Origin of the sequence: Mycobacterium kubicae (genome assembly GCF_015689175.1) — a bacterium.
Classification (GTDB): domain Bacteria; phylum Actinomycetota; class Actinomycetes; order Mycobacteriales; family Mycobacteriaceae; genus Mycobacterium; species Mycobacterium kubicae.
This window is the reverse complement of record NZ_CP065047.1, coordinates 5687805-5713912: the sequence shown is the minus strand read 5'-3', so window position 1 is coordinate 5713912 and position 26108 is coordinate 5687805. Positions and strand designations below refer to the sequence as shown.

Genomic DNA, 26108 nt, shown 5'->3' with positions numbered 1-26108 from the left:
GAAGGGCCGGCAAAAGGTGTCGGCAAAAGGGGTCGGCGAAGCTAGCCGCCGAAGGAGATCATCAAAGGAATCGGTGTGGCGACCGGCAGGGCGCCTTCCGCATCGCGGTAAACGCCGATGGTGTACTCACCGGTGCTCTCGACCGCGAACGACAGCTGCGGGTTGAAGCACCGGTACTTCGAGGGCCGGCCGTCCTCGTCGGGCCATTGCCACGCCGAACGAAGCGTGCCTCGCACCGAGCCGCCGGGATCCTTGCACACGACGAATATCTCGGCGTCGTACTCGCCGCCGGCGGGTGCATGCACCACGAGCACCAGAGGAATGGTCAACCAAACAGGAACTTGGGTAACCCAATAGCTCGTCGTCGGTATGCGGGTCGCGTCGATGGCGGCGTCGTCAATCGTGGCGGATCCGGCCACCAGCAGTGCGGCTACGTGCATCCCGACAGACTAACGTCCAGCCGGTCGTGTCCGGGCAACTCCAACCTGCGGGTCGGGGCCGGTGTAGGAGCCGCGGGGTGGGCGCCTGCGGTGATCGATCCGCTGCTGCGGCGCGGTGCCCCCGGGATGCACCGACGAGAATGCATATGGCCAAGGGCTTTTCGGCAACGCCGCCTATTTGCGGGCCAGTGCATGCCAGGCCATATCGGCAATGATTTCGCAGTAACCGTCGTCGACGGGACCGTCGCCGTAGAGACCGCGAATGTAGAGCGGTGACGACACAATCTGTACCGCCGCCAAAGTGTTGATCCCGTCGCGCAATTCGCCCCGCTGCCGCGCCCGGTCGATGACCGTGCGCACGACAGCGAAACGCTCACGCCAGTAGTTCAATCGGGTGTCGGTGTCGTGATGTCCACGCCCGTCCATCACCAGCGCGCGCAGAAAGATGCGGCCGTGCATGGTGTTGATCTGGGCGGCAATGTGGCGGGCCAACGCCAGCAAGTCTCCCCGCAGCGAGCCGGTGTCCAACGCTTCACGTATCGCCTCGGCGTCATCGAGGGCGGCATCCATGATCAGGCGTTGCCGATCGCCCCAGTACCGGTAGATCATCGCCGCGTCGAGGCGGTGACGTTCGGCGAGCGCTTCGATGCTGAACCGTTCGACGCCCCAGCGCGCCAACTCGTCGAGCACGGCCGGCATCACCCGGGCTTTGATGTCGGCAGGAATGAACTGGCGAGACGTGTCGGGTTCGTGAAACGGCCGCATGCATCCACCCCTACCCCGTGCCCAGGCCCGGCACTATGTCGCCCAGGCTAAATGTCACAGGTTGTTCGAGTTGCTCGTAGGTGCAAGAACGCGGATCGCGGTCGGGCCGCCATCGGTTGAATTGGGCCGTGTGGCGAAAGCGCGCGCCCTCCATGTGGTCGTAGCGGACCTCGACCACCCGCTCCGGGCGCAGGGGCACGAATGAGAGATCTTTGCCGGCGTTCCACCGCGAGAACTCGTTCTTGCGCGGTGTCCGTTCACCGGCTTCGTGAGCGGCCCAGTTCCATGGATGGCCGTCGAAGGTGGTGACCAGGGGCTGCAGTTCGGTGAACAGCCGGCGCCGTTCGCCCATCGGCAATGCGCCGATCACTCCCACGGAGGCCAGTTGACCGTCGTCCTGGTACAGCCCCAGCAGCAGCGAGCCGATCGCATCGCCGCCCGACTTGTGCACTCGGTAACCGGCCACCACGCAGTCCGCGGTCCGCTCGTGCTTGATCTTGTACATGACCCGCTTGTCGGGCTGATAGGTCCCGGTCAGCGGCTTGGCGACGACACCGTCCAGCCCGGCGCCTTCGAAATCGTCGAACCACCGGGCAGCCAGCTCCTGGTCCGTGGTCGCCGGTGTCACGTGAATCCACGGACCAGAATCGGCCAACGCCTCGACCAGCGCGGCGCGGCGCTCGCTGAACGGACGCTTGGTGTAGTCCTCGTCGGCGAGGGCGAGCAAGTCGAACGCGATGAAGGACGCCGGTGTCTGTTGGGCCAGCATCCGCACCCGCGAGTCGGCCGGGTGGATGCGCTGCTGCAGGGCCTCGAAATCCAGACCGTGGTCGGTGGCGATGACGATTTCACCGTCGATGACACACCGCGGGGGCAACTCCGCTTTGACGGCCGCGACGAGTTCGGGGAAGTAGCGGGTCATCGGCCGTTCGTTGCGGCTGCCCAGCTCCACCTCGTCGTCGTCGCGAAAACAGATGGAGCGGAAGCCATCCCACTTCGGTTCGTACGACGCGTCGGAGGGGATCGCCTTCACCGACTTGGCCAGCATCGGCGACACCGGCGGCATGACGGGTAAGTCCATCCCTTCATTCTGGCCTGCGCCATGTTGGAATCGAAGACATGGCTGCAGCAGCGCAAGAGGTCGACGTCGACGGCATAGCGGTGCGGTTGACCAATCCGGACAAGGTGTACTTCCCCCAGCTGGGCTCCGAAGGCACCAAGGGGCGGCTGGTCGAGTACTACCGGGCCGTGGCCGCGGGCCCCATGCTGGACGCGCTGCGCAACCGGCCCACGCACCTGCAGCGGTTCCCCGACGGTATCGACGGCGAGGAGATCTACCAGAAGCGGGTGCCGCAGCATCACCCCGACTATCTTCAGACGTGTCGGGTCACGTTCCCGTCGGGGCGCACGGCCGATGCGCTCAAGGTGACCCACCCGGCGGCGGTCGTGTGGGCCGCCCAGATGGGTACCGTCACGCTGCATCCGTGGCAGGTGCGCTGCCCGGACACCGACCACCCCGACGAGCTGCGCATAGACCTCGACCCGCAACCGGGCACCGGTTTCGCGCAGGCCCGAGCGGTGGCCGTCGATGTGCTGCGCCCGCTGCTCGACGAACTCGGACTGATCGGTTACGCCAAAACCTCCGGCGGCCGAGGCGTTCACGTGTTCCTGCGCATCAGCACCGACTGGGACTTCATCCAGGTACGCCGGGCCGGCATCGCGCTGGCCCGCGAAGTGGAGCGCCGCGCGCCCGATGCGGTCACCACCTCCTGGTGGAAGGAGGAACGGGGCGAACGCATCTTCATCGACTTCAACCAGAACGCCCGCGACCGCACCATGGCGTCGCCGTACTCCGTGCGACGCACCCCAATCGCGACCGTTTCAACGCCGCTGAGCTGGGACGACCTGGCCGGCGCCGACCCCGACGACTACACCATGGCCACCGTGCCGGATCTGGTGCAACGGCGCGAGGATCCGTGGGCGGGGATGGACGCCAATGCCCAATCGATTGCTCCGCTGCTGGCGATGGTGGAGGCCGACGAGGCGCGTGGGCTCGGCGACATGCCATACCCGCCGAACTATCCGAAGATGCCGGGAGAACCCAAGCGGGTGCAGCCCAGCCGCGACACGGACCTGAAGGACAAGCACGGTTGACCCCTACGCAGCCCGGCGGGAGCGTCTTATTCTGTGAGCACCGCGTAACTCGGGGGCCAGGACGACGGAGGGTCGGATGACGGCCGTAACGGCGTGCCGGGCATGTGGCGTCCAGCCCCTCGAGGGGGCTCGCTTCTGCCACGGCTGCGGTGCCCCGACGGCCGCCGCGGACACCCGCGCCGAGTACAAGCAGGTCACGGTGCTCTTCGCCGACGTGGTGCATTCGATGGACATCGCCGCGACCGTCGGCCCGGAGCGACTGCGCGAGATCATGACTGAACTGGTCACGCGCTCGTCCGCGGTGGTGCAGCGGTACGGCGGCACCGTCGACAAATTCACCGGTGACGGCGTCATGGCGCTATTCGGCGCACCCGCCGCTTTGGAGGATCACGCACTGCGCGCCAGCCTGGCCGCCCTCGGAATACAGGAGGAGGCCAAGCGATTGGCGGCCGACCTTGCCGACGGCGTGCCGTTGATGCTGCGGGTCGGACTCAACTCCGGAGAAGTGATCGCCGGTGAAATCGGTTCTAGCGCTTTGGGTTACACCGCGATCGGCGAGCAGGTGGGCATGGCTCAGCGGATGGAGTCGGTTGCGCCGGCCGGTGGTGTGATGGTGAGCGAATCCACCGCTCGTCTGATCGAAGGTGTTGCGGTGCTGGGCGAGCCGCAGCGCTTGCAAATCAAAGGTGCCCGCGAGCCGATCTCGGCACTGCAGTTGGTCAGTGTCGCTACCCAGCCCGAACGTTTCAAGGTGTCGGAGTCGACCTTGGTGGGCCGAGGGTGGGAAATCAGTGCGCTGACCGCGATGCTGGATCGGGCCATCGGTGGGCGCGGGTCGGTCGTGTCGATCAGCGGACCCGCGGGTATCGGCAAGACCCGGCTGGTGCGCGAGGCCGTACAACGAGCGAAAGCCCTGAACTTCCAGGTCTTTTCCACCTTCGGCGAATCGCATGCCACCGACGTCTCCTATCACGTGATGAAGCGGTTGTTGGGTGCGGTGGCGCAGACAGACGGACTCGACGACGAAGACGCCCGCGCGGCGGTACGGGAGCGCTTTCCCGACGGTGACCCCCAGGACCTGTTGCTGCTCGACGATCTGCTGGGAATCAGCGACCCCGAAATCCAGCTGGGGAAGGTCGACCCGGACGCGCGTCGCCGTCGCCTCACCGCACTGATGAACACGACCCTGTTGGCCCGCACGGAACCAGCGATCTTCGTCATCGAGGATGCGCACTGGATTGACGAGGCCAGCGAATCGATGATCGCCGACCTGTTGCCGGTGATCCCACAGACCCAGTCGGTGGTGCTGATCACCTACCGCCCCGAATACCGAGGGGCCCTGCAGCTGGTCGCCGGTGGGCAAACCTTCGCGTTGCCACCGTTGACGGACACCGAAGCTTCGGCTCTGGTGGCCGAGCTGTTGGGCGACGATCCCTCCGTCGGCCAGATCGGCGAAGTCATTGCCTCGCGCGCCGATGGCAACCCGTTGTTCGCCGAGGAGATCACCCGTGAGCTCGCCGAACGCGGTGTACTCGGGGGCGAGCGCGGACGCTATGCGTGCCATGCGGACGCGCATGAGGTCCGGGTACCGGCCACCTTGCAGTCGACCATCGCCGCGCGCATCGACCGGCTGAGCCCGGGAGCCAAACGCACCCTCAGCGCCGCGGCGGTCGTCGGGTCCCGATTCAACTGCGACCTGTTGGTCACCCTCGGTATCGATCCCTGCATCGACGAGCTCATCGATGCGGAACTGATTCACCAGGTTCAATACCACGCCCCCGAGTACGCGTTCCGGCATCCGCTGATTCGCACCGTGGCATACGAGTCGCAACTGAAATCCGATCGCGCGCAATGGCATCGGCGATTAGCCGCTGCGATCGAAGCGCGTGATCCCGACTCGCCCGACCAGTACGCGGCACTGATCGCCGAACATCTGGAAGCCGCCGGCGACCAGCACGACGCGTACGGCTGGCACATGCGCGCGGCGACCTGGGCAACCAACCGCAACATCGCCGCGGCGCGGCTGAGCTGGGAGCGGGCGCAGAGGATCGCCGATGCACTGCCCGCCGATGATGCGCTCCGCAAGGCATTCCGTATTGCGCCCCGCACCATGTTGTGTGGCAGCGCGTGGCGCGCCCACACCGACCCCAGCGCCACCTTCGAGGAATTACGCCAATTATGCAGCGAGGCAGGCGATAAGGCGTCACTTGCCATCGCGATGGCGGGGCTGGTGATAGACCTGGCGTATCAAGCGCGCATCCGGGAGGCATCGCAGTTGGCGTCCGAGGCGATGGCACTCATTGAATCGGTTGGCGATCCCACGTTGACGGTCGCGTTGTCGTTCGCGCTCATCTATGTCAAAGGGGAGAGTACCGAGTGGCTGCAGGTGATCGAGTGGTCACAGCGAGTCATCGACTTGGCGGACGGTGACCCAGCGAAAGGCAACTTCATCATCGGGTCCCCGTTGGCGATCGCTTTCACCACGCGGGCCATCGCGTGTTACTGCCGGGGCCGACTCGGATGGCGAGAAGACTTGCGGCAGGGCCTGGACATGGCTCGCCGAGCCGATCCGCTGACCTACGCCCGGTCCGTCGCGTACGTCTACTTCCCGGCGATCCCGGCGGGTGTGTTGCGACCCGACGCTCACGTGGTGCGAGAGATCGAAGATGCCCTGCGGATCGCCGAAAGGTCCAGTGACGATTTCGCTTTGGGGTTTGCCCGGCTCACCCTGGGGGTCGCGCTGGTGCATCACGAGACAGACCATGACCGGGGAGAGCGGCTGCTGGCCGAGGTCAGTGAACTGTTCCGCCGGCACGGCCACAACCTGTCCGAATTACCGATCGTCAATGTGTACTCCGCTCGCGACATGGCCCGGCGCGGACGTGCGGACGAGGCCATAGCCCTGCTGCGTGCCACCGTCGAGCAGCTGGCTATCGAGGGTCAGCTACTGACGTGGGGCATCCCCGCGACCGCGGTGCTCGTCGAGGGCTTGCTCGAGCGAGGCACAGAAAGCGACGTGGCCGAAGCTGTCGCAGCGATTGACCGTGTCGTAAGCGAACCCCACGACGACGATCTGCCAGTGCGCGACATATGGCTGTTGCGGATGCGGGCACAGCTGGCCCGGGCTCAACGCCGGGCGAGCGACTACGCGACGTTGGTGCATCGCTATCGCGAGATGGCCATCGCCCTGGGTTATGAGGGGCACCTGGTGTGGGCTGCGGCGATGCCTGAATCCCTCTCAGCCGATTGATGATTCGCGCAGCGCGGCCACCGTATCGGCCAACGTGGTACGCGCGTCGCGGTAGTTGATGCCAAGCTCCTTCTCGCTCGGAGAATCGTCGGACGCCGGCATCTGGGTGTAATACTGCATTCCCGCCGCGGTGAGCGGATTGTCAAACGGCAGATACGGATTGACCAAGTCCATCACCGCTCCCACCGCACGCAGCGCGGAATCGGGAACCGGAAGAGGGACCATGGTCGTATCGGAGACCTCGCCGAGCAGCTTGGCCAGTTCGGTGACCGAAACCCGATGCCCGCCAACCATGTACCGGCGCGGCCCGCGCCCTGGCTCCAGCAGCGCCGCGTGCACCGCCGCCAGGTCTCGGACGTCGATCACCAACCATGCGCCGGCGCGTCCGGGGATGGCGTGCATCTGCAGCGCGGCTTTGACACCCTCGCCGGCCTCACCGTACTGATCGCCACAAGGGGGGCCCAGAACCATTCCCGGGTAGGTGATGTTGACCGGCGCGCCGGCGTCTTGCAAACCGCGCGCATAGATTTCGACCTGCGCCTTGGATGTGCCGTACCCGTCGGTCCCACCGACCACCGGCAGATCCGCCGACAGCGTCTCCAGGCCCGGATCGAAAAGCGCAGAGAAACTCGAGACGTGCACGACGGGATCCAGCCCAAGCTGGACCGCCTGACCGAGGACATTGCGCGCGCCGTCCATGTTGGTGGACAACATCTGCGCCCGCTGCCGCGGATCGGTCGCCACCAGTGCTGCGGCGTGGACGACGGCGTCGCACCCGTGCAGCGCCTTGCCGACCGAGTCGCGGTCCTTGATGTCACCGACCGCATAGTCGGACACGTCCACGCCCAGCGCGGCGACCGATGTCTGCAGGCGCTCGGGCTTTCGCACCAGGAAGCGGACCTCATGACCCGCGTCGGCGATGGCCTTGGCGGTCCATCCGCCGACGAACCCTGTACCCCCGGTTACCAGAACACGCATGCACGCATTGTGCACGACGGGTTTGCTGCGCAGTCCGATCGGGTAACACCGGTTACCAGATCGCACCTTTCGGGAGGGATGCCGGCGTGGCTGTCGACTTCAAGGACGTCATCAAGTCCAAGTACTTGCTTCTGACGACGTTTACCAAGGACGGCCGCCCCAAGCCGACGCCGATCTGGGGCGTACCGGACGGTGACCGGCTTCTCGTCATCACCGACGACGGGTCGTGGAAGGTCAAGCGGATTCGCAACACGCCACGAGTGACCATCGCCAAGAGCGCGGCGCTGGGCAAGCCGAAAAGCGATGAGGTGGAGGCCGTCGCCCGCGTCCTGCCCAAGTCCGAGACCCGGCGCGTCTACAACGCGGTGCTCAAGCGGTACTGGTATCACGCGTGGTGGTTCTACGCGCATTCGATCGTGCGCGGCGGCATCGACAAGGTGCACATCGGCCTCGAGGTGAAACCCGCCGCGTAAGCCGGCTCCGCCCCAGCCGCGGCGGAGCTGTCACCATGGATACGTGACCACGGTGATTGTGGTGACGGTGTTGGTGCTTCTCGGGCTCGGCATCGTGATCAACGAGCTTCTTCGGCTACGCAGGTATCTGAAGAACACGGCTTTGCCACCCGAACCGCCGGCGCCGCCGGAGCCCCCCTCGTTTGACCCCCCTATTTAGGGGTAGAGCTTCCCCAACGACTTCAGGGGAGCAACATGCGAGCGATGGTGTATCGCGGTCCGTACAAGGTGCGGGTCGAAGAGAAAGACATGCCCCCCATCGAGCACCCCAACGATGCCATCGTGCGGGTGACGATGGCCGCCATCTGCGGGTCTGACCTGCACCTCTACCACGGCATGATGCCGGACACCCGGGTGGGCATGACGTTCGGTCACGAGTTCATCGGGGTGGTGGAACAGGTCGGGTCCTCGGTGCAGAATCTGAGTCCGGGTGACCGGGTGATGGTGCCGTTCAACGTCTACTGCGGGTCCTGCTACTTCTGTTCGCGGGGACTGTACTCCAACTGCCACAACGTCAATCCCAACGCCACCGCGGTGGGCGGCATCTACGGCTACTCGCACACCTGCGGCGGCTACGACGGCGGTCAAGCCGAATTCGTGCGCGTCCCCTTCGCGGACGTCGGGCCCGCGAAGATCCCGGACTGGATGGACGAAGAGGACGCGCTGCTGTGCACCGACGCGTTGGCGACCGGGTACTTCGGCGCACAACTCGGTGACATCGTCGAAGGCGACACCGTCGTGGTCTTCGGCGCGGGACCGGTCGGGCTTTATGCCGCACGGTCGGCATGGTTGATGGGGGCCGGACGCGTCATCGTCATCGACCACCTCGAGTACCGGCTGGAAAAGGCCCGCAGTTTCGCGTTCGCCGAAACCATCAACTTCGCCGAGTGCGACGACATCGTCGTCAAAATGAAGCAGGAAACCGAATACCGGGGCGCCGACGTCGCGATCGACGCGGTCGGCGCCGAGGCCGACGGCAACTTCCTCCAACACGTCACCGCCGCCAAGTTCAAGCTCCAGGGCGGCTCACCCATCGCGGTCAACTGGGCCATCGACTCGGTGCGCAAGGGCGGAACGGTGTCCATCATGGGCGCCTACGGGCCGATGTTCAGCGCCGTGAAACTGGGGGACGCGCTGAACAAAGGGCTCACGCTGCGCATGAACCAGTGCCCGGTCAAGCGGCAGTGGCCGAGGTTGTTCGAGCACATCCGCAACGGCTACTTCAAGCCTAATGACATTGTGACGCACCGTATTCCGCTTGAGCATATCGCCGAGGGATACCACATCTTCTCGGCCAAACTGGACAATTGCATCAAGCCGGTCATTCTGCCCACCGCAAGCTGAGGACGCCGACGAATCATGGCCTACACACCCAATCTTCCGCTGACACACAACTGCGACGCGTTGCGCGCCCGAATCCCGGGCTGGGGCGCAGATCTCGACCCGAAGGACCGCCCGTCCTTCCCGAAACTTCAGGAGAACGCCCCGCCTGCCACCGGAGCGCACTGGGAGTTTCCTGAACGCCAGCCCGAGAAGTGGCCCAGGGAACGCTCGATCGAGCACCAATTCCTCACGCCGGTGTTCGGCACCTCGGCACCGCCCAAGGGCTTGTCCGGCGTCATCCGCAAGTACGCCTACCGCAAATACAGCGAGGCTCGGGCCGCGCACTGGTTGCTGCTGATCGCCGCGGACCGCGTCGACGCGTTCGAAAGTCACGTGACCTCGATTCTGCGCGGGCACCCGGACAATCCGTTCACCGAGACGGGCATCAAAAGCGAATTGAGCCATCACGGTTACTCCTCGCGAGTCGGCACCAAGCGCGTCGACCTGGCGCACGCCTGGATCGATCCGATACTCGTCGGCGCGCCATGGGTTATCCCCGGCATCGCCGCCATGTGGGCTGCCAAGGCCATCCGCCGCACTGGTCGCACCGACTCCGACACCTGACGCCGCTGGTGGCTGACCTAGCCGAGCGGCGAAGTTTGTCGGTCCAATTTTGGGGAACATGCTGGTCGTGACGGTCATCGGCATGCAGACGCGGCGGGTGTTGGAACCCGCGGGTGCCGGCCAGCGCCCGATGATCAGTTACTTACTCATGCCCCGGCCGAAGGACCTGGTCAAGGGTTGGCTGCCGGCTGTGACCTATGTGCTCGGGGTGCTCAGCACCGGTGAGATCAGTGCGCAGTCGATCGCACGCGCACTGCTGGTGTTGGCCGCGGTCGAACTCTTGATCTATCCGGCGCGGTATCAGTGGAACGACATCCGCGGGTTCGTCGCCGACCAGAACCACCCGGCGGCAAGCCGACGTGGCCGGCTGCCCGGCCCATTGAGCAAAGCGCGCGACCGCGTCACGGCCAGCGGCATGGTCGCCGCGGCGAAGCTGGCGATCACCGGGTTGTTGATCGTGCTGCTCCCCGGACTGCAGTTGGCCGGCGTGCTGACCTTCGCCGTTGTCGGCGTATTCGGTGTGGCCATCCTCTACGAGGCGGTGCGATCCACCAGCACAGGAAAAAGCGGCGCCATACCGCCACCGGTTCGACCCGGGGTCGTTTCCCTGTGGGTGCTGGTGGGCGCAGGCTACGTAGTGCGCGGCATGGTCGGGCTGGCCCTGGCGGTCGACCTGAGTCAACGGCCGACGTTGGCCTTGGCGGCTGCGGTCACATTGTGGTGCTACGGAACCGCCTTCGTGACCTCGCGGTGGGCGATCGAGGCAATCAGCTTCGCCTCGGCCCGCAATGGCCGGCTGGTCTGGAGCGCGCGGGCAGATCAGGCGCGCGAGCACCTTTTGGCGCTCGTGCGGTGGCTACCACCCTCAATCGCGCAGCCGGACAAAGACATTCGCCGCTGGGTTCCGCTGCAGCAACATACCGCGGTGAGTGCACCGTGGAATCTGGCGATGATAGGGGCCGGTGCGTCGGCGGCCTTGACGGGTCGATTGTTGTCGGGCACCTGCTCTGTTGAACAGGGCGTGTGGGTGGCGGCCGTAGGCGCACTGGCTGCCGCGCTGGCCATCTGCGCGCCAGACCGTCGGCTCATGGCGGTGCTGATGACCGCGCTGTTGTTCATGGGCACGATGACGGTGTTGCAGGTGCCACGTCCGATTCTGACCGCTTTGCCTTGGCTGCTGCTGCTGAGCGCCTATCTGTTCTTCAGCACGCGCAGCCTCCGAAAATTACACCGCCCGAATGTATTTCGCTACGCGCTCGGTCGGATCGGCGCGGCGGCGGGACGGGTTGTCGTGGGCCCGACCACCTGGCAGGCGCTGCAGGTGAAGGATAGTTCCGGGACTGAAAGTCAGGCGTGGGCGACGGTACAGCGCTCGAGCTGATGGAGGTCGCGCAGCGGGCCGCTGAAGCCGGCGCGCGTGTTGCGATGCACTGGCGGGAAAACGCCGAAGACCTGCCCATTGAGCAGAAAACCGGCCCTCGCGACCTGGTCAGTCGAGCCGACCGGGAAAGCGAAGACGCCATCGTCGCGGTGCTTCGCCAGATGCGGCCCGACGACGGCATCTTGGGAGAAGAACACGGTGCCGTCGCGGGCAGCAGTGAGGTGGTGTGGGCAGTCGATCCGATCGACGGCACCACCAATTACCTGTATGGCCGGTCCGACTGGGCAGTCAGCGTTGCGGCCCTGAGCAGGCGCGACAATTGCGTGCTGGCCGCCGCCATTGCCGAGCCGCCGATGGGCTTGATGACCACCGCCTGCCAGGGTGGCGGAACTTGGTCACAAGGACGGCGGGTCTCGATCTCCGAGCAGGATTCGCTCGAGTGCGCGCTCATCGAAGTCAACTTCGGGCGAGAAAATCAGCGCGGCAAAGCGGGCGCGATGATCGACGCCCTGTCACCGCACACCCGTGACATCCGCCGCGGCGGCAGCGCTGCCAGCGCGCTGGCTCAGGTGGCAACCGGTCGCGCCGATGCGGCGTGGGTCCCCGGGCTGCAACCCTGGGACGGAGCCGCCGGTGTGCTGCTGGTGTCCGAGGCAGGCGGGGCGGTAGGCGACCTGGCTGGGCCTACCCCGCCATGTTGGCCGGCCAGCGGTGACGTCTTGGCATCCACCCCCAACTTGTGGGCACCATTACAGTCCCTTATCGCGCCGCTTTATACCGAAGTTGTTTGAGGCGGTTTTCGGCGGGTATCTGGGCTCCAAGCGTCTAGCACTTGCGCCTCTGCTGATTCACTGCCCGATCGAGGGAGAAGCGACGTGTCTAGTGTGATCCGACTACGGCGAAGTGTAGCCGTTCCGCTCAGAAGTGCCACTCTGCAGTTGCATTGCCGTGCCGTCGATGTACCGACGTATGACCGAGCGGCGCTGACGCCGGGAATCGTCCACATCGGCGTTGGAAACTTCCATCGTGCACACCAGGCCGTGTACTTCGATGACCTTGCTGCGCTTGATGTTTCGAGCCAGTGGGGAGTCACCGGAGTCAGCCTGAGGAATAGTCGGGCGACAGGCCTGCTGTCGGAGCAGGATGGGCTGTACACCGTGGTGCAGAGAAGTAGCCGGGGCGACACCGCGCGGGTGATCGGATCAATCGGGCGATGCCACTATGCCCAGCATGAAAGTGATGCAGTGCTCGACGTTCTGGCCGATGACCGAACCAAGGTTGTCAGCCTGACGATTACGGGCAACGGTTACTACATCGACGGCCACACCGGCCAATTCGACGACGCCCATGACGATGTGCGCGCCGACCTGAATTCGACACGAGCCTTCAGCACCGCATGGCCTTTTCTGGCCGAAGCCCTGGATCGGCGTCGGCGCAACGGCATCGCACCGTTTACGGTGCTGTCCTGCGACAACCTGCCGGACAGCGGCAAGGCATCGCGCACTGCCTTGGTGTCGTTCGCGGCGCTGCGCGACGAGTCGCTTGCCCATTGGATCGGCCAGAACGTCGCATTCCCATCCAGCATGGTGGACCGCATCACCCCGAAGACCGGAGATGCCGAGATGCAGTTGGTCGAAAGCAGCTTCGGCATCGCCGATAAAGCGCCTGTGGTGGCCGAAGAATTCCGCCAGTGGGTCATCGAGGACACGTTCTGCAACGATCGCCCGCCGCTGGAAGAGGTTGGCGTCGAGTTCGTCACCGACGTGTCGGCCCACAAGCTGGTCAAGACCCGTCTGTTGAACGGAATTCATTCTGCCGTTGGCTATTTGGGCACGCTGGCGGGCTATCAACGCACCCATGAAGCCATGGGTGACCCGGTGATCTACTCCTACGTCGAGCAACTGATGCGCGAGGAAGTGGCGCCGCTGTTGCCGGCCGTGCCAGGTCTGGACGTCGACGCATACTGCACAACCGTGCTGGACCGGTTATGCAATCCGCGTATCAGTGACCAGCTGTCCCGGCTGGCCGGACGAGGTTCGGTGAAGATGCCGTCGTATCTGCTGCCCTCGTTGCACGAGGCGGCCGCCGCGGGCAGGCCGCGGACGCTGTTGACGTTGGCGGTCGCCGCCTGGATCCGCTATCTGTGGGGCTATGACCTCAATGGCGCCGCCATCGAAATCCAGGATGTCCAAGGCGATCTGCTGACCACGCTGGCCACCCTGGGCAAGTACAACCCCAGTCCGCTCCTGCGCCACGAATTGTTCGGCGATCTGCGTATGGTGCCAGACTTGGTACATGAACTGGGCCAACTGGTACACAGCCTGGACACTCGCGGGGTGGCACCCACGTTGCGTCGCTACCTGTGGAGCGATCACCGGGAGCTGCTGCGTCGATGAAAAGGGAGCGAATGAAAGTCATTCGACAGATTGAGGTAGCGAGCATCACCACGGTGCTGTGTGACGCCGACGGGAATCTCTTTCCTTCGGAGGAACCAGCCTTCGATGCCTCTGTCGAGGTGACAAACGACTTCCTGGCCAAATTCGGCGTGGCAGTCCGGTATACCGCCGAAGAGCTCCGAATAGGCACCACCGGCAAGAACTTTCGCACCACGGCCGTCGACTTGGCGGTGCAAGCCGGGGTGCCCCTTGATGAGACGCTCGCCCGAGGCCGTCCCGACGCGCGCATCGCCTCGCCCGACGACGTCGCACAGGGGCGCGCCCTGGGCAGCACCGAGCTGGAGCAGTGGGTGCAACGTGAACGTGAACACGTCACCGCCCACCTCGCAGCCACCCTACGTCCGGACGGGCACGTGCACGATGCGCTGCAAGCGCTGGCGACTCGATATGGGTTGGCGGCGGTGAGCTCCAGCGCCGCCGCTCGCCTCGCCGGATGTTTCACAGCGACCGGTCTGGACGCCCTGATCCCCGCTGACCTGCGCTTCAGCGCGGAGGATTCGTTGCCAGTGCCGACCAGCAAGCCGGATCCGGCGGTGTACCTGCTGGCCGGTGAGGTGTTGGGCGTCGGCCCCGCGCAGGGACTTGCGATCGAGGACTCAGTGCCCGGTGTCCTGTCCGCCGTCGCGGCCGGCTTTCCGACGATCGGCAACCTCATGTTCGTTGCCCCAGAGGAACGCGCGGCCCGCACTCGGGAACTGGTGGTCGCCGGCGCCTGCGCCATAGCTGAGTCTTGGTCGGCCATAACCGATTTCGTGCTGTGGTCGGATGCCTCATCGCTGCTTCGGGAACGTCAAGAAGCGACCGGCTGACGGTTGACGCGCCGCATCCGCGGGCGGACCCCCTTGCTCGTTGCGGAGGGGTGGAAATGCCCAAGCGCGGGTGCCCCAGCGACTGGTGCCGCTACAGGTGGCTGACGACGAAGTCCGCCGCCTGGGCGGTCATGCCGTTCGCGCCGTAGGACGCATGGGCAGCGGGATCATTCCCGGTTCCGCAGATCCCGTCTCCGGGCGCGCACAGCTGGATGGTCTTGCCCTGATACAGCGGACCGATAGCGATCGGCGGCGCTTTGAGATTGCTCAAGAATTGCGGCGATGGGGTTCCGAGTAACGCGACGGCGGCGACGTGGTTGGCCACTTCTGGTGACAGCGGCTGCGGTACAGATGCCGCCGGAACACCTTGCGGCACAGCCGCGGACGTCACATAACCGGCCACCGCAGCACCCTGGGAGAAGCCCCCTAGCACCTGTCTGGTCTGAGGGCAGCTATTGGCCATGGATTCGATATGCGAGCTGGCGTCGCGGATCCCGTCGACAACGGTCCGGGGGAAATCGGGACTGCCGAAGTCGTTGCTGGCGGGATAGTTCACCGCGTACACGTTGAGCGATCTGCCGCCCACTCGGGACCGCAGCGCGTCGACGAACGAGGTGCCGATGCCGCCGACACCCGGAGGTTCGCTGGTGCCGCGGGCGAACACCACCTCGACGTCGGGACAGGGTTGGGCTGCCGACGTGGGTGCGGCCACGATGGCCGACGCTGCGACCCCCGCTGCTATGCCGGCACCAGCCGCAAGCCGGCGCACGGTTGGGTGTATCTGTGGTGTCACTGAATTTCCTTGCCTCATTTGGGTCTAAGCGGTCGGGGTGAGCTTCAGTATCGGAATGCGGCGACCTTGCTCTGCGGTCTTGCCCCGGTAATCGCGGTAGCCACCGTAGGACCGTTCAGCAAGCTGGTACAGCCGCTGGTATTCGTCGGGATCTTCGACTTCGGTGGCGTGGAACGGTTCTCCACCCAATTCACAGTCGGGGTTGGCCACCAGATTGTGGTACCACTGCGGGTTATGGTCTTCGCCGAAGTTTGAGGCGACCACGATCACGTCGCGGCCCTGGTGGAAGTAGGCCAGTTGGGTCTCGCGCGGCTCACCGGTTTTGGCACCGTTCATCCGCAACGTCGCCGACGGGGCCACTAGGGCACCCCAGTTCAGTTTGCCGTTGGAGATCCGGCTCAGCACCGGATCCGTTCGGGCCGCGACATGCTTGGCGAACAGCTGGCCGACGCGTGAGCGCGCGAAACCGCTGCCCAGGCGGGACAGCGGCGTGGTGCGGCGCTCGGGATCGACGTAGCGCAGGGGCATCGTGGCGAGGTACCCCGCTACGACGGGTTTAATGCTTGAAGGCGTCCTTCACCTTTTCGCCGGCGTCTTTCAAGTTGGCTTTGGCCTGGTCCAGCTTGCCTTCGTTCTTGGTGCTGTCGTCGTCGGTAGCGCGACCCAGGCCCTCTTTGGCCTTGCCGCCCACGTCGTCGATCTTGTTCTTGATCTTGTCTTCAGCGCTCATGGGTGGGGGGATACCCGATGCGGGCCGATCTTGAAACCGTGGACCTCCTCACGCCTGCGGCACGACACCACGCGGCAGCGTCAGCGGCAGGTCGGCGTAGGTGACGATGCCCGGTGCGGCGGCGACGACTGCCGGGATGGCGTGAATGGTCGGCATCGCCGTCATGATGTGCCCGAGCGTCATGAACTCGGCGATGGTGGTGGCCTCGAAGTACGGCGGCGGCAGAAAGCCCACCTTGGTGGTGACGGTCGGCTGTCCGTCGATCTGAATGACCCAGCCGTCCTGGTCGATCTGCCAGTCCGGCTCCAGCGTCTGCCCTTTGCGCCACCGCACGTTGAGCTCGACGACGGTCTTGCCGCCCACCACCCCTTGCCAGCTCGCGTAGACGCCGGCGACACAGCCGGCGGGTATCGTCCACGACCCCAGATCCAGATCGGCCGTGGTTTCGGCGTACTCGGCCACACACCGCACGTCGTCGAGTTCGACACCGAGCGCGTCGGCGACCAGTCGGACGGCTTCACCGAAGATGGCCGTGCCATGCTCGGTCATGGCCTGCAGGCCCGGATGATCGATCGGCTTGCCGAACCCCACCGGCTGCTCGGTGGCCGGCGAGTCATAGAACGTGGTGTCCGCGGCCTCGTTGACGGTCACCTTGTCCACCCGGTTGCAGACCATCGCCGACACGATCGCCAACAACTCCGCGAAACCCGGGCTGACCCCGGAGCCGAAGATCGTGGAGCCACCCGTTCGGCATGCCTGAAGTATCCGGTCGCGCCCGTCGCCCAGATTGTGTCCGGTGATGAACGACGCCGTGGTGACCACATTGACCCCGGCGGACAAGATGCGGACCAGCTCGTCGACGTCGATCCACATCGGGTTGTAGACCACACAGTCCGGTTTCAGCGCGAGCAGCTGCCCGGCGTCGTTGGTGGCGGCTACGCCCAGTGGGGGCAATCCGCACAGCTCACCGGCATCTTGTCCGGCCTTGTCCGGTGACCACGCATAGCACCCGATCAGTTCCAGCGCGGGGTTGGCGACGATGGACTGCAAGGAGCTTTTGCCGACATTTCCCGTAGTCCACTGCACGACCCGATAAGTGTTTGGCACTCGCTCAGCATAGGTAAGCGCACGCGCCCGCGACAGAGGTTGTGGTCCGGCTCAGTAGGCGGATTCGCTGGCCAGTACCTCGGCCAGAAACGCGTCTTCGGGCGGCTGGTCCAGTCGCGCCCGGGCCCAGCGGCGAACCCGGTCCCGGGTGTCGCGCGACTCCTCGACGTCGGCGCCCACCACCACAGACGTCGCCGGCCAGTCGTGGCCCCAGGCGGCCGTCTCGGTCATCGGCCGACGCTGAGAGTCCAGGATGGGCAGCGTGGCACGACCGTCGGCTGCCAGGGCGCCAACACCGCTGACTTCGCCGGATCGCACCGCGACGGTGACCCCGGTGGCCGGATCCGGCCCGATCACGGCCGCCCGCACGACGGCGACGACGTCCTGACCGGTCGTCTCGACGCTCCAGTCGACGGTCTGCTCCGCCGCGTCGAAGATGCCGGGCGGCACCGCGCCCCAGTTGATCGACGCGACACCATGTGCGATGGCGCCGCGCGCACGGGGGTCGGTCCCGGCGGCCAACGCATAGTCGTCCCGATGTCCGGTCGCCAGCTCACTCACCGCCGACGAATCACCCACTGCCGCCGCCAGTTCGGACCATACCGGGTCCTCCAGGCCGAGCTCGTCGGCGAGGTCGGCGCCGGCTGCGATGAGATCGTGGACGCGCCGGTCATCGGTATAGAGGTGGGTGAGCAGGTCCGCGGCGTGGGGCTCGAGCAGTCCCGCCACATCGGAGTCCAGGGTGTCGTCGGTGAAGAAACCCTGCGCGCCGCTGGTCAGCAGCGCCACCTCGACGTCGAGCAAGGCCCGGTCCAGGGCCGCGATGTCGTCGCGCTGGCTGGCCGGCCACCAGCGTCGTAGCCAATGGCCCACCGCCAGCCTGTGCAACGGCCCCAACGACCCTGGGATCAAGTTCACGTCGGTCAGTTCGACGCCGGGCGATTCTTGCTCGTCGACCAGCGCCGACGCGATCGCGACGTGGCCCGACTCACCGACCACCCGCCACAGCCAGTCGGCGCGCGAGACATCGGTGAAGGTGATCCGCGTTGCCTCGGCCGGCTCGTCGATGGTCCAGGACAACACCGCGCCGCTGACCTCGAGCACCGCGACCAAGGGTGACGGCGTGGCCAAGGGCTCGGTGGCGCCGGTGCCCCAGAGCCCGGCTTCGGTGACCAGTCTCATCCGGCCACCTGCAATTGCAGCATCGTCTTGATTCGTTGCCGATGGTCCAGGCTGACGGACCGGGCGACGCCCTCGAGCAGCGACCGCACGTCGTCGACATCGTCACACGGTTCCTGCCAGACGTCGCGTCCATGCAGGCGCGCCCACAACCGGCTGAGGTAGGGCTGTGAGTAGGCGGCAAGATCGTCGACCACCTGGCGTTGCCGTGGATGGATGGGGCCGCCTTCGGCGAGGTAGCGCCGAGCATGCAGCACGTATGCCTCCTTGCGCAGCCGCGCTTGGATCTGCGCGGCCAGGGCGTAGCGGTTGGTGGTGGATCGATCCAGCGGAGACAGCTCGACGGCGACCTCGATCCCGGCCACCATGGCCGCCTGCTTGTCCTCGCTGAGCAGCCCCCACGGGGCGCACGCCCGGTCCACCTCTTCGGCGCACAACAGCGGAACGTCGGGCAGCGCGTCACGATCCAGGGCCCGTCGCAAGGTGGCCCGTACCCGGTCCACCACGCTGCGATCGAGCGGCCGGTCGCTGTCGGAGTTGGCCGAGATGGCCGGACGGCGTTGTGGCTCAACGGAACTCAAGCCGAGGCTGACGATCGACCAGGGCAGCTTCGCCGGTTCGATGCGGGCCAGCGCGCCGAGGTTGTACGGGGTGGCGTCGGCGATCACCGCCGACCACACGCGCTGCCGCGCGGTCTTGGCGTTGTGGCTGGTGGCGGGTCCGAGCACGGTGCCGAGTTCGGCAAAAAACGGCTCGATGGGGGTGTCGTCGGGGCGCACATCACGCCAGCTGCGGTCGAGTTGGTGACCCAGGGTGGCGACGACCTGCGGGTCGGCCACGTAGTCGTGCAACACCTCGACTGCGGTGCGGTCCCTGCCTTGGTGAATGTCAGTGAGGACCGCCGCCGCGGTCTCGCGATCCTGGGGTGCGGGCGGCCCCTTGGTCACGGCGAGCTCGAAGCACACCGGGAAGTACAGTTCCTGAGCGTTCCCGCTGCGAATCCGCTGTCGGCGCCGCTCCAGCTTGAGCAGCTCGAACCATGCTGCGGCAGCACATAATTGAGAGCCATTGCCGACGATGAGGGCGTGCATCTGCGCGGCGGTTTCGGCGGTGACGACCGGGGTCGAGTACTGCGGGTTGGCACGCAAGCGCAGGACGAGCGGGTCGATGATGCGTTTGACGGTTCGGCTCAGCGGCCCGCCGTCGTCACTGCTGAGCACCTCGACACCGGGACCGATTGCGCGCCACGCTTGGTCGATCACCGCTCGGCGGGGATGGCCCACCGGCGCGGCGGTCGTTACCTGCGGGTCGGCACTCATGTGCACAGAATAGGGGCAAAGGCCGAAACTAAACCATCAGAAAAGTTGGGTTCGGTAGCCGGCGGGGCACTAGAGCCTGGTGCCATGAACAAGACCAAGCTGCTGGCCTTCGGCGCCGAGATCGCGCTGATCGCAACGACCGTCCTGTACCTGGCCTTCCACGAGTTGTGGATTTCGATTCTCAGCGTTGTCCTGGGCGGCGCCACCGTGGTGATCATCAGCCGGACCGGCCGCGGTGAGCGCTCGCTGCCACCAGGCGAGCGCACCGTCGGCGTCGGCACGGTGCGCGAAGTCGGTGCTGAGGTGTCGCACCCCGATGCCGGCGAACCGCAGATCTGGGTCGAGGTGTGCAGTGTGCACGGCGACACCTTCATCGGCCGACTGGTGCGCGATGACTCAGACCCCGCCGTGGCGACGTTACGGCCCGGATCGGTGGTACTGGTGGCCTTCAACCCCGAGGAACCCGAACAGCTTTCGCTGCCGGACGACGTGCTGGCCGTCCGCGCATCAGGGCTGGTCTTCGCGTGATGTTCATCGCGCGCCGTCGACAGCGAAAGTGGCGAGGGCACCCCAAAACAATGGGCTGGCGGTGACGGTTCCGTCCCGCCAGCGCCGCATTTGTTGCCGTTGCCAGCGATTGACGGCGCACCCGGCCTCTTCAGCCTCGTGAGCATCGTCCACGGCCGCGATCACCTCGGCCATCGGATCCACGGATTCTTGTGTTGCCGCGGCGAATTGCCGATACGCCGCGGTGGTGGGCAGCGACCACAGGGTGGCAGTCACCAACTGTGCGCCGCACAGAATCATCGCCGCTACCAGGCCGGTGGCCTCGTCGAAATGGTAGTCACCGCCGGAGGCGCAGGCGATCAGCGCCACGCGTGGCGGCATCGGCAGTCGCAGGGCCATCAGATCCGCGGCGGTCAACGGCCGGTGGTTGCCGATGGGCTCGGCGTCGCCTGGGCAGTCGGCGGTGCAGGCGAGGTGCAGGGCCGCACGATCGGCCTGGCCCGCTGCACCATCGGCTGAACTGGCATGTCCGACAAACAGCAGCCGGCTCGGCTCGTGCGCCAGTAGCGCGGCCAGCCAGCGGCGATCGGCGTCCTGGCGGCGAAACAACTCGACCGCGGCCGCGACGCTGGGCAATACCGGGCGCCGGCTCATCGATTCGGCGAAGTGCCGCGCCAGCGGTGTCTGGTTCGAGGGTCTGCCGAGGACCGAACCGAGTGCAGAATCCGGCCGTTGCCCGGGCACTCGCGGGTCCAGCACCAGCAGCGGCGAACCGTCTTGTCTGATGCGCCACGGCGCCGGTGTGCGCGGCGCGTGCACGATGTTCTGCGGTACGGCCCAGAAGACGTCGACCAATTCCATCAGCCGGTAGCCATCGGTGTGTTCCCTGACATCGGCCAGTTGCCAGGGGATTCGAGCCGCCGCTCGGCCGCTGGCCGTGATCGCATGGTGCCGGGCGTGCACGAGTTCCTCCTTGCTGGGCCCGGATTTGGGCAGCGCCAGCAGTCCCCACGGCACCCGAGCCAGCCGGGCGCTGGGAGAGACGAACAGGACCGCGCGGGGCGAGGCGATGCACTCGGTCAGCAACTGCCAGCCCGACGTGCCGATCAGCAAGACGCCCAAGATGTAGGCGACGGTCAGCTCGGCTTGCGGGTCGGCGAACGGGCCGCGCTGCAGGGCGCGCTCGATGGCGTCGCGCCGGCTTTCGGTGTCGTGCGGCTCGGGCAGTGCGGCGGCCAGTTCGTCCAATGCCGCCAGCAGGATCGGCTCTTCTACCACCCAGGTGACGGTTCTCGACGGCTGACCCACGATCCGCAGACTGGCGTAGGTGGCGATCCCCACGTCGGCGAATCGCAAGACCAAGGTCAGTCGGTCCGGCTCGGTCACGGCCAAGTGGACCAGACCGGTTCGGCCGCGGTGACCTCCCGGCCGTATCGCTGCACCGCCAGTTCGCGGTAGTGGCTCATGATCGGCGGGGCATCCGGTTGCATCTGCAACGGTGGAAGCGGGCCCAGCCGCGTCAGCGAACTGCCGGCTTGGGGCGTCGGCCCGGCGGCGGCGGTGGCAAGTTCCGGTGCGGTGTCGGGGGCGTCGAGGAACGCCGGCGCGGCAGCGGTGGACGCCCACTCGGGCTGCTCGGCTGGGCGGCGCGCATCTGAGCTGAAAGTCCCCCGCGCGCTATGGTATTCGACCAGTTCGCTGATCAGTGCGGTGTTCTCCCACTCCCAGGCGACGGCGAAGGCGCTAGCCAGAATCGGCGCGGACACGTTAGCGGCCCAGCGCGCCCTCGCGTCGGCGTCGGTGATCGAATACCGTACCGAGTCGACGGCCAGCGCGGCGGGCACCTTGAGCTCGGCGGCCTGTTCGAGTTTGGTCATCGCACGCCAGTATTCGGGCGTGCCGACCTCGCCCTTAAGTATCCCCAAGGATTGGGCATGGCGCGCCTCGGTTTCCTCCAGCGTCTCGTCCGGGTTCCCCGCACCGTCGAACCCCAGATCCGTCAAGGCGTCCGCGCGCCATACCGTACCCAGGTGGCTGTCGAGTCGGGCGTACTGCAGCCAGTTGCTGCGCGGTGAGGAGTCGAGCAGTTCTCGCGCCTGCGCGATCAGTTCCACCGCCTCAGCGAAGCGGCCCCAGAAAATGGCTATCCAGCTGCGCTGCATGAGAATTCGGTGCAGATGCAGGGGTTTGCCCAATTCCCGCCAGTGTCGCTCGGCATGTTCCCAGCATTCGTCGGCCGCCTGCAGCGCACCGAGTCCCGCGCGGGTGAGACCCGCATACAGCCAGCAGCGCGCAACGTCGTGCGCGCGGGCATATTTCGCGATGACCGGATACGCCTGGTTTATCAGCCGCTCGGTGCCGTCGTAATCGTTTGCGATCCAGGTCGCGGCCGCGAGCTCCAGTTGCGTTCTGGCAGAGGCCAACTCCCAGCCGTTGGCTTGTGCGCGCGAGTCGGCGCGGCGCAGCCACGGTTCGGCATCGTCCAGCCGCCCGGTCTCCACGCAGAATCTGCCGTATGCGGTGGCGCCGGTGACCCACAGAAAGTCGTCGCGCCGGTTTGTGGCGCGGGGCGCGTTGAGAAACTCGACAACGTTGTCCCACAGATCAACCGACTGCACGTGCAAGTCGTCGTCACACAGCGCCTCGGCGCACAGGATTCGGGCGTGGGTACGCAGGTATACGTGCTCGCCGGTCAGGTCGGGGAACTCCTCGGCGTGGTCTGCGTCCAATACCGACAGCGCCGCCGCGGCGCCTTCATGATCACCTTGGGCTGCGGCCAGCCCGGTCTGCAGGAACTGGGCGCGCCGCGAATACCGGCAGATCATGTGCGACATCTCGGTTTCGGACATCCGCACCTGAGCCGCGGCCTCGGGCATGGTGCCGGCGAGTATGCCGGAATAGATGGACAGGCAGTCCCGGATGCGCTGAATGCTCTCGGGCACTGCGTGATACGCGCCGCGGGTCAGGTAGATGGCGCCCAGTTGCGCGATGACCTCGAGCAGCAGGTCGTCGCGGTCCTCCCGTTCGATGTCCGGTATCAGAGACAGCAACAACTCCTGGGCGCCACCCTCGTAGGCGGCGAAGGCCAGGTGCTGTGCGCGGTCGAGTTCGTCGGCGATCGACACGGCTGCATCATAAGTCCGCGCAGCTGCCGCCGCGGGCGCAATCCGCAGCGGCGGACGTGCCAGGCACGCCCGCCGCCCGGAAGATTTCCCCATCAGCCGCAGGTCACCTTGATGTTGAAGTCCTTGGTGATCATGCCGGCCATCGGGTTCTTCAAGTCCGCACCCTGAGCCTGGCCGGTGATGGTGTAGGTCTTGCCGTCGACCGCGACCTTGGCCGAGCCGACCTTGGCGCCCATGCTGTCGCTGACCGACAAGGCGTTGCCTTCCACCACCAAAGCCAGCGATTCCACCCGAGGCGTGGGCTCGTCGGTCATCACAACCGCCAGCGCCTGCTGCTGTCCACCGGTTGAGCCGCTGCCGATGTCGATCTTGCCGCCCTGCTTCACGCACGTCACCGAGGCGGGGTTGAGGCCGGGGAGGTCGGTGCCGCCCACCTGAACCTGCGTTCCGCCGTTTCCGGTGGAGACACTCGACGCCGGACCGGCCGAGTGGCCGCCACTCGAGCAACCCACCAGGGCCGACGCACAAGCAACGCTGCCGATCGCAACCGCGAGAACACGCTTCACTGAACTTCCTTCCCTCACACGCCGCCCCGTTGGCGTCGTCATGGGAACAAGTACAGATGCGCCGATTCGCTACCGATCCCAATTATGGTTGCGGCGAGTCGGTGAGACAGAAAAGGAGCCCGGTGATGGCGAAGGTGAAGTGGCTAAAAGCCCCTGAAGGGCACGACTATCCGGCTGCCGCTGACTATCTCGACCTGCTTGCGGACGCGGCGACGGTCGATCAGTTGACGCAGAAACTGCGGGCCGGTGCCGTCGCACACAAGAAGGCCAAGGACATCCTGCGGGCGGCGGCGTTGCCGTTGCTGCCCAAGAAGAACGCGCACGTCGCCGAGGACTTGTCCAAAGTCAAGAAGGGACAGCCGTTGTCGCCAATCCTGTTGGTGCGCGGAGATTTTGCGGCCGGCGTGCCGCCGCAGATCGCTGATGGCTACCACCGGGTGTGCGCCAGCTTCTACACCGACGAGAACACCGACATTCCGGTGATCCTCGTGTAGTGGGAGAGTTTGTCACTGTGATCGACATCCAGGCCTCGCAATCGGCGCGCGTATTGACCATGTCGGCCGGGCGCGTCAACGCCCTCGACGTCGAGTTGCTCGGTGAGCTGACCGACGCCGTCAATGACCTGGCCCGTACCTTCGGTGGACCCCTGGTGGTGACCGGCGCCGGACGGGTGTTCTGCGCGGGCGTCGACCTCAACCGTGTCACCGAAGGCGGCGCCGAATACACCGACCGGTTGGTCCCGGCGCTTTCGGCGGCGTTCGAGGCGCTGTTCGTCTATCCCGGACCCACCGTGGCCGCGATCAATGGCGCCGCCATCGCCGGCGGCTGCGTCCTGGCCTGCGCCTGCGACTGGCGGTTGATCAGTCCGGAGGCCCAAATCGGCGCCTCGGAGGTCCGGGTGGGCGTGTCGTTTCCGGTGGCCGCGCTCGAAGTCATGCGCTACGCATGTGGTGCACATGCCGAGGAAGTGTTGCTGGGCGGCAGAAGCTATCGGCGGGCCGAGGCGGTGGCTCGGGGACTGGCGCACCGGGTGGTTGCCGATGAGGAACTGAGCGCGGCGGCTCTCGCCGAGGCGACGGATCTCGGCGAAATTCCCGCCGCGGCTTATCGGCACACCAAAGCGCAATTGCGGGCGCCCGCGCTGGCCCGCATCCGCGAGGGTGAGTCGGTTGACCGTGAGGTGCGAGCGCTGTGGGGCGCGGCCGAAACCCGGCAGGGGATCGTCGACTATCTGCAGCGCCTACGGCGCAAATGAGGCGACTATTCGTCGACGGCGATACCGCCACGGGTGCGGCGACGCCGGTGCGAGGTCTTGCCGCTCGGGCGGCGGTTGCGTAGTCCGGTTCGAGGCTCGGCTTCGTCGGCCGGGGCTTCCACCGTTTCGGCCGCGTCGGGCTTCGGGCTCTCGGCCGTCTCGGCCGGCTCCTCTTCTGCCGACTCCGCGACCGGTTCCGCTGCTGCCGGCTCGGTGGCTTCGGTCTCTGTTTCGGCGACCTCGGCTGGCTCGGCTTCGGCTTCGTCGGCTTCGGCTTCGTCGTCTTCGGCTTCGTCGTCGACGTCTTCGTCGAGATCTTCAGCCGCTTCGGCGTCCTTCTTCTTGCGCCGCCGGCGCCGCTCCTTCTCCTTCTTGGGCTTGAGCGGCTTCGGGGGTGGCGGCGGCAGTTCGGCGATGAAGGACAGGTAGAACGAGAAGAAGGCGAGCACCGCAATCGCGGCGGCGGCGCCGTAGATCGCGAACAACCACCTGCCGAAGGTGTCCACGCTGAGCCATATCTCGCTGATGGCCGTGCCGACGACCAACACACCGGCCAGGATGTGGCCCACGATCGACCAGGTGCGCAACGAGAGCGCCAACTTGGGGGTGCCGAGTTCGGGCCGGCGAGTCCGTAACAGCGTGAACAGCACCGGCAGCGCGGCCAGCCCGATCAGGACGCCCGTCGTGATGCGCAACGCCGTCCCCAACTTGTGCGACGTGTCGCCCATCAGCTCAGGCCAGCGGGGGAGCACGAAGTAGAAGAAGAGGACGCCGGCGCCAATGGAGACTGACGCGTGCAACAGCATGGCGACCCTGCGCCCCATACCCCTCCTCA

At 66.2% G+C, this 26108-nt stretch carries 27 protein-coding genes; 13 read left to right on the top strand and 14 right to left on the bottom strand.

Annotated features, from left to right (window positions below; translation table 11 throughout):
* Window positions 1–41 precede the first annotated feature (41 nt).
* The 3 genes from I2456_RS26800 to I2456_RS26790 form a co-directional block, all read right to left on the bottom strand.
* Window positions 42–440: a hypothetical protein gene (locus tag I2456_RS26800; protein WP_068034284.1), complete on the bottom strand. Its 399-nt coding sequence runs from the start codon at window positions 438–440 to the stop codon at window positions 42–44.
* Between the two features lie 174 nt (window positions 441–614).
* Window positions 615–1205 (bottom strand): TetR-like C-terminal domain-containing protein, encoded by a 591-nt coding sequence (locus I2456_RS26795; protein ID WP_085075477.1) that lies wholly within the window; start codon window positions 1203–1205, stop codon window positions 615–617.
* A gap of 10 nt (window positions 1206–1215) precedes the next feature.
* Window positions 1216–2286, bottom strand: a complete 1071-nt coding sequence (locus I2456_RS26790; protein ID WP_085075476.1) for an ATP-dependent DNA ligase — start codon at window positions 2284–2286, stop codon at window positions 1216–1218.
* A gap of 38 nt (window positions 2287–2324) precedes the next feature.
* Between I2456_RS26790 and ligD the strand changes: the two genes are divergently transcribed.
* Entirely contained in the window at window positions 2325–3359 is a 1035-nt protein-coding gene (gene ligD, locus I2456_RS26785) for a non-homologous end-joining DNA ligase (RefSeq protein WP_068034288.1), read from the top strand.
* A 76-nt stretch (window positions 3360–3435) separates the two neighbouring features.
* A complete protein-coding gene (locus I2456_RS26780) occupies window positions 3436–6609 on the top strand; it encodes an ATP-binding protein (RefSeq protein ID WP_085075475.1) in 3174 nt (1057 codons plus the stop codon).
* Here I2456_RS26780 and I2456_RS26775 read toward each other — a convergent pair.
* Window positions 6598–7587 carry an NAD-dependent epimerase/dehydratase family protein gene (locus I2456_RS26775; protein WP_068034565.1) on the bottom strand — a complete coding sequence of 330 codons (990 nt, stop codon included), beginning with the start codon at window positions 7585–7587 and terminating at the stop codon, window positions 6598–6600. The two genes, I2456_RS26780 and I2456_RS26775, sit on opposite strands and share 12 nt — an antisense overlap.
* An 86-nt stretch (window positions 7588–7673) precedes the next feature.
* On the opposite strand from I2456_RS26775, the gene I2456_RS26770 reads away from it, so the two are divergent.
* From I2456_RS26770 to I2456_RS26735, 8 genes are all read left to right on the top strand, one after another.
* Window positions 7674–8060, top strand: a complete 387-nt coding sequence (locus tag I2456_RS26770; RefSeq protein ID WP_068034291.1) for a PPOX class F420-dependent oxidoreductase — start codon at window positions 7674–7676, stop codon at window positions 8058–8060.
* 43 nt (window positions 8061–8103) lie between these two features.
* Window positions 8104–8259: a hypothetical protein gene (locus tag I2456_RS26765; RefSeq protein WP_163703869.1), complete on the top strand. Its 156-nt coding sequence runs from the start codon at window positions 8104–8106 to the stop codon at window positions 8257–8259.
* A 35-nt stretch (window positions 8260–8294) separates the two neighbouring features.
* Window positions 8295–9443, top strand: a complete 1149-nt coding sequence (locus I2456_RS26760) for a zinc-dependent alcohol dehydrogenase (protein ID WP_068034293.1) — start codon at window positions 8295–8297, stop codon at window positions 9441–9443.
* Window positions 9444–9458: 15 nt separating this feature from the next.
* A complete protein-coding gene (locus I2456_RS26755) occupies window positions 9459–10046 on the top strand; it encodes a hypothetical protein (RefSeq protein WP_085075474.1) in 588 nt (195 codons plus the stop codon).
* Between the two features lie 58 nt (window positions 10047–10104).
* Complete coding sequence (locus I2456_RS26750; protein WP_085075473.1) at window positions 10105–11427, top strand: hypothetical protein; 1323 nt, start codon at window positions 10105–10107, stop codon at window positions 11425–11427.
* Window positions 11400–12218: an inositol monophosphatase family protein gene (locus I2456_RS26745; protein ID WP_085075472.1), complete on the top strand. Its 819-nt coding sequence runs from the start codon at window positions 11400–11402 to the stop codon at window positions 12216–12218. The genes I2456_RS26750 and I2456_RS26745 overlap by 28 nt, the downstream gene beginning before the upstream one ends.
* A gap of 84 nt (window positions 12219–12302) precedes the next feature.
* Entirely contained in the window at window positions 12303–13823 is a 1521-nt protein-coding gene (locus I2456_RS26740; protein ID WP_085075471.1) for a mannitol dehydrogenase family protein, read from the top strand.
* The gene (locus tag I2456_RS26735) at window positions 13820–14692 is read left to right on the top strand and encodes an HAD family hydrolase (protein ID WP_085075470.1); all 873 of its coding nucleotides are present in this window, start codon (window positions 13820–13822) and stop codon (window positions 14690–14692) included. Before I2456_RS26740 ends, I2456_RS26735 begins: the two co-directional genes overlap by 4 nt.
* A gap of 91 nt (window positions 14693–14783) precedes the next feature.
* Here I2456_RS26735 and I2456_RS26730 read toward each other — a convergent pair whose 3' ends face one another.
* The 6 genes from I2456_RS26730 to I2456_RS26705 all read right to left on the bottom strand — a co-directional run bounded on the left by I2456_RS26730 (window position 14784) and on the right by I2456_RS26705 (window position 19820).
* On the bottom strand, window positions 14784–15434 hold the full coding sequence (locus I2456_RS26730) for a cutinase family protein (RefSeq protein ID WP_241008031.1): 651 nt from the start codon (window positions 15432–15434) through the stop codon (window positions 14784–14786).
* 75 nt (window positions 15435–15509) lie between these two features.
* On the bottom strand, window positions 15510–16013 hold the full coding sequence (locus tag I2456_RS26725; RefSeq protein ID WP_068034302.1) for a nitroreductase/quinone reductase family protein: 504 nt from the start codon (window positions 16011–16013) through the stop codon (window positions 15510–15512).
* 28 nt (window positions 16014–16041) lie between these two features.
* The gene (locus I2456_RS26720; protein WP_068034304.1) at window positions 16042–16215 is read right to left on the bottom strand and encodes a CsbD family protein; all 174 of its coding nucleotides are present in this window, start codon (window positions 16213–16215) and stop codon (window positions 16042–16044) included.
* Between the two features lie 48 nt (window positions 16216–16263).
* Window positions 16264–17322: an NAD(P)H-dependent amine dehydrogenase family protein gene (locus I2456_RS26715; RefSeq protein WP_085075468.1), complete on the bottom strand. Its 1059-nt coding sequence runs from the start codon at window positions 17320–17322 to the stop codon at window positions 16264–16266.
* Between the two features lie 51 nt (window positions 17323–17373).
* Window positions 17374–18504, bottom strand: coding sequence for a hypothetical protein (locus I2456_RS26710; protein ID WP_085075467.1), 1131 nt, complete (start codon window positions 18502–18504; stop codon window positions 17374–17376).
* Window positions 18501–19820, bottom strand: a complete 1320-nt coding sequence (locus I2456_RS26705; RefSeq protein ID WP_068034310.1) for a hypothetical protein — start codon at window positions 19818–19820, stop codon at window positions 18501–18503. Before I2456_RS26705 ends, I2456_RS26710 begins: the two co-directional genes overlap by 4 nt.
* Window positions 19821–19904: 84 nt before the next feature.
* On the opposite strand from I2456_RS26705, the gene I2456_RS26700 reads away from it, so the two are divergent.
* Entirely contained in the window at window positions 19905–20348 is a 444-nt protein-coding gene (locus tag I2456_RS26700) for a hypothetical protein (protein ID WP_068158177.1), read from the top strand.
* Between the two features lie 3 nt (window positions 20349–20351).
* On the opposite strand, the gene I2456_RS26695 is transcribed toward I2456_RS26700, so the two are convergent.
* From I2456_RS26695 to I2456_RS26685, 3 genes are all read right to left on the bottom strand, one after another.
* Complete coding sequence (locus tag I2456_RS26695) at window positions 20352–21719, bottom strand: CHAT domain-containing protein (RefSeq protein WP_276052377.1); 1368 nt, start codon at window positions 21717–21719, stop codon at window positions 20352–20354.
* Window positions 21710–23452, bottom strand: a complete 1743-nt coding sequence (locus I2456_RS26690; RefSeq protein WP_085075465.1) for a hypothetical protein — start codon at window positions 23450–23452, stop codon at window positions 21710–21712. Before I2456_RS26690 ends, I2456_RS26695 begins: the two co-directional genes overlap by 10 nt.
* A gap of 92 nt (window positions 23453–23544) precedes the next feature.
* The gene (locus I2456_RS26685) at window positions 23545–24018 is read right to left on the bottom strand and encodes a lipoprotein LpqH (RefSeq protein WP_068034318.1); all 474 of its coding nucleotides are present in this window, start codon (window positions 24016–24018) and stop codon (window positions 23545–23547) included.
* 125 nt (window positions 24019–24143) lie between these two features.
* Here I2456_RS26685 and I2456_RS26680 point away from each other — a divergent pair, with 125 nt between their 5' ends.
* Both I2456_RS26680 and I2456_RS26675 read left to right on the top strand, forming a co-directional pair.
* Entirely contained in the window at window positions 24144–24512 is a 369-nt protein-coding gene (locus I2456_RS26680; protein ID WP_085075464.1) for a hypothetical protein, read from the top strand.
* Window positions 24512–25273 (top strand): enoyl-CoA hydratase/isomerase family protein, encoded by a 762-nt coding sequence (locus I2456_RS26675; protein ID WP_241007813.1) that lies wholly within the window; start codon window positions 24512–24514, stop codon window positions 25271–25273. The genes I2456_RS26680 and I2456_RS26675 overlap by 1 nt, the downstream gene beginning before the upstream one ends.
* A gap of 5 nt (window positions 25274–25278) precedes the next feature.
* Here I2456_RS26675 and lucA read toward each other — a convergent pair whose 3' ends face one another.
* Entirely contained in the window at window positions 25279–26097 is an 819-nt protein-coding gene (gene lucA / locus I2456_RS26670) for a lipid uptake coordinator LucA (protein ID WP_085075463.1), read from the bottom strand.
* Window positions 26098–26108: the final 11 nt, after the last annotated feature.

What these genes read in the sequence shown, in the direction of transcription:
- I2456_RS26760 (WP_068034293.1), top strand. Translation starts at nt 8,295, where the DNA reads ATGCGAGCGATGGTGTATCGCGGTCCGTACAAGGTGCGGGTCGAAGAG.
- I2456_RS26750 (WP_085075473.1), top strand. Translation starts at nt 10,105, where the DNA reads ATGCTGGTCGTGACGGTCATCGGCATGCAGACGCGGCGGGTGTTGGAA.
- I2456_RS26780 (WP_085075475.1), top strand. Translation starts at nt 3,436, where the DNA reads ATGACGGCCGTAACGGCGTGCCGGGCATGTGGCGTCCAGCCCCTCGAG.
- ligD (WP_068034288.1), top strand. Translation starts at nt 2,325, where the DNA reads ATGGCTGCAGCAGCGCAAGAGGTCGACGTCGACGGCATAGCGGTGCGG.
- lucA (WP_085075463.1), bottom strand. Translation starts at nt 26,097, where the DNA reads ATGGGGCGCAGGGTCGCCATGCTGTTGCACGCGTCAGTCTCCATTGGC.
- I2456_RS26725 (WP_068034302.1), bottom strand. Translation starts at nt 16,013, where the DNA reads ATGCCCCTGCGCTACGTCGATCCCGAGCGCCGCACCACGCCGCTGTCC.
- I2456_RS26795 (WP_085075477.1), bottom strand. Translation starts at nt 1,205, where the DNA reads ATGCGGCCGTTTCACGAACCCGACACGTCTCGCCAGTTCATTCCTGCC.
- I2456_RS26705 (WP_068034310.1), bottom strand. Translation starts at nt 19,820, where the DNA reads ATGAGTGCCGACCCGCAGGTAACGACCGCCGCGCCGGTGGGCCATCCC.
- I2456_RS26700 (WP_068158177.1), top strand. Translation starts at nt 19,905, where the DNA reads ATGAACAAGACCAAGCTGCTGGCCTTCGGCGCCGAGATCGCGCTGATC.
- I2456_RS26735 (WP_085075470.1), top strand. Translation starts at nt 13,820, where the DNA reads ATGAAAAGGGAGCGAATGAAAGTCATTCGACAGATTGAGGTAGCGAGC.
- I2456_RS26775 (WP_068034565.1), bottom strand. Translation starts at nt 7,587, where the DNA reads ATGCGTGTTCTGGTAACCGGGGGTACAGGGTTCGTCGGCGGATGGACC.
- I2456_RS26755 (WP_085075474.1), top strand. Translation starts at nt 9,459, where the DNA reads ATGGCCTACACACCCAATCTTCCGCTGACACACAACTGCGACGCGTTG.
- I2456_RS26710 (WP_085075467.1), bottom strand. Translation starts at nt 18,504, where the DNA reads ATGAGACTGGTCACCGAAGCCGGGCTCTGGGGCACCGGCGCCACCGAG.
- I2456_RS26680 (WP_085075464.1), top strand. Translation starts at nt 24,144, where the DNA reads ATGGCGAAGGTGAAGTGGCTAAAAGCCCCTGAAGGGCACGACTATCCG.
- I2456_RS26720 (WP_068034304.1), bottom strand. Translation starts at nt 16,215, where the DNA reads ATGAGCGCTGAAGACAAGATCAAGAACAAGATCGACGACGTGGGCGGC.
- I2456_RS26800 (WP_068034284.1), bottom strand. Translation starts at nt 440, where the DNA reads ATGCACGTAGCCGCACTGCTGGTGGCCGGATCCGCCACGATTGACGAC.
- I2456_RS26790 (WP_085075476.1), bottom strand. Translation starts at nt 2,286, where the DNA reads ATGGACTTACCCGTCATGCCGCCGGTGTCGCCGATGCTGGCCAAGTCG.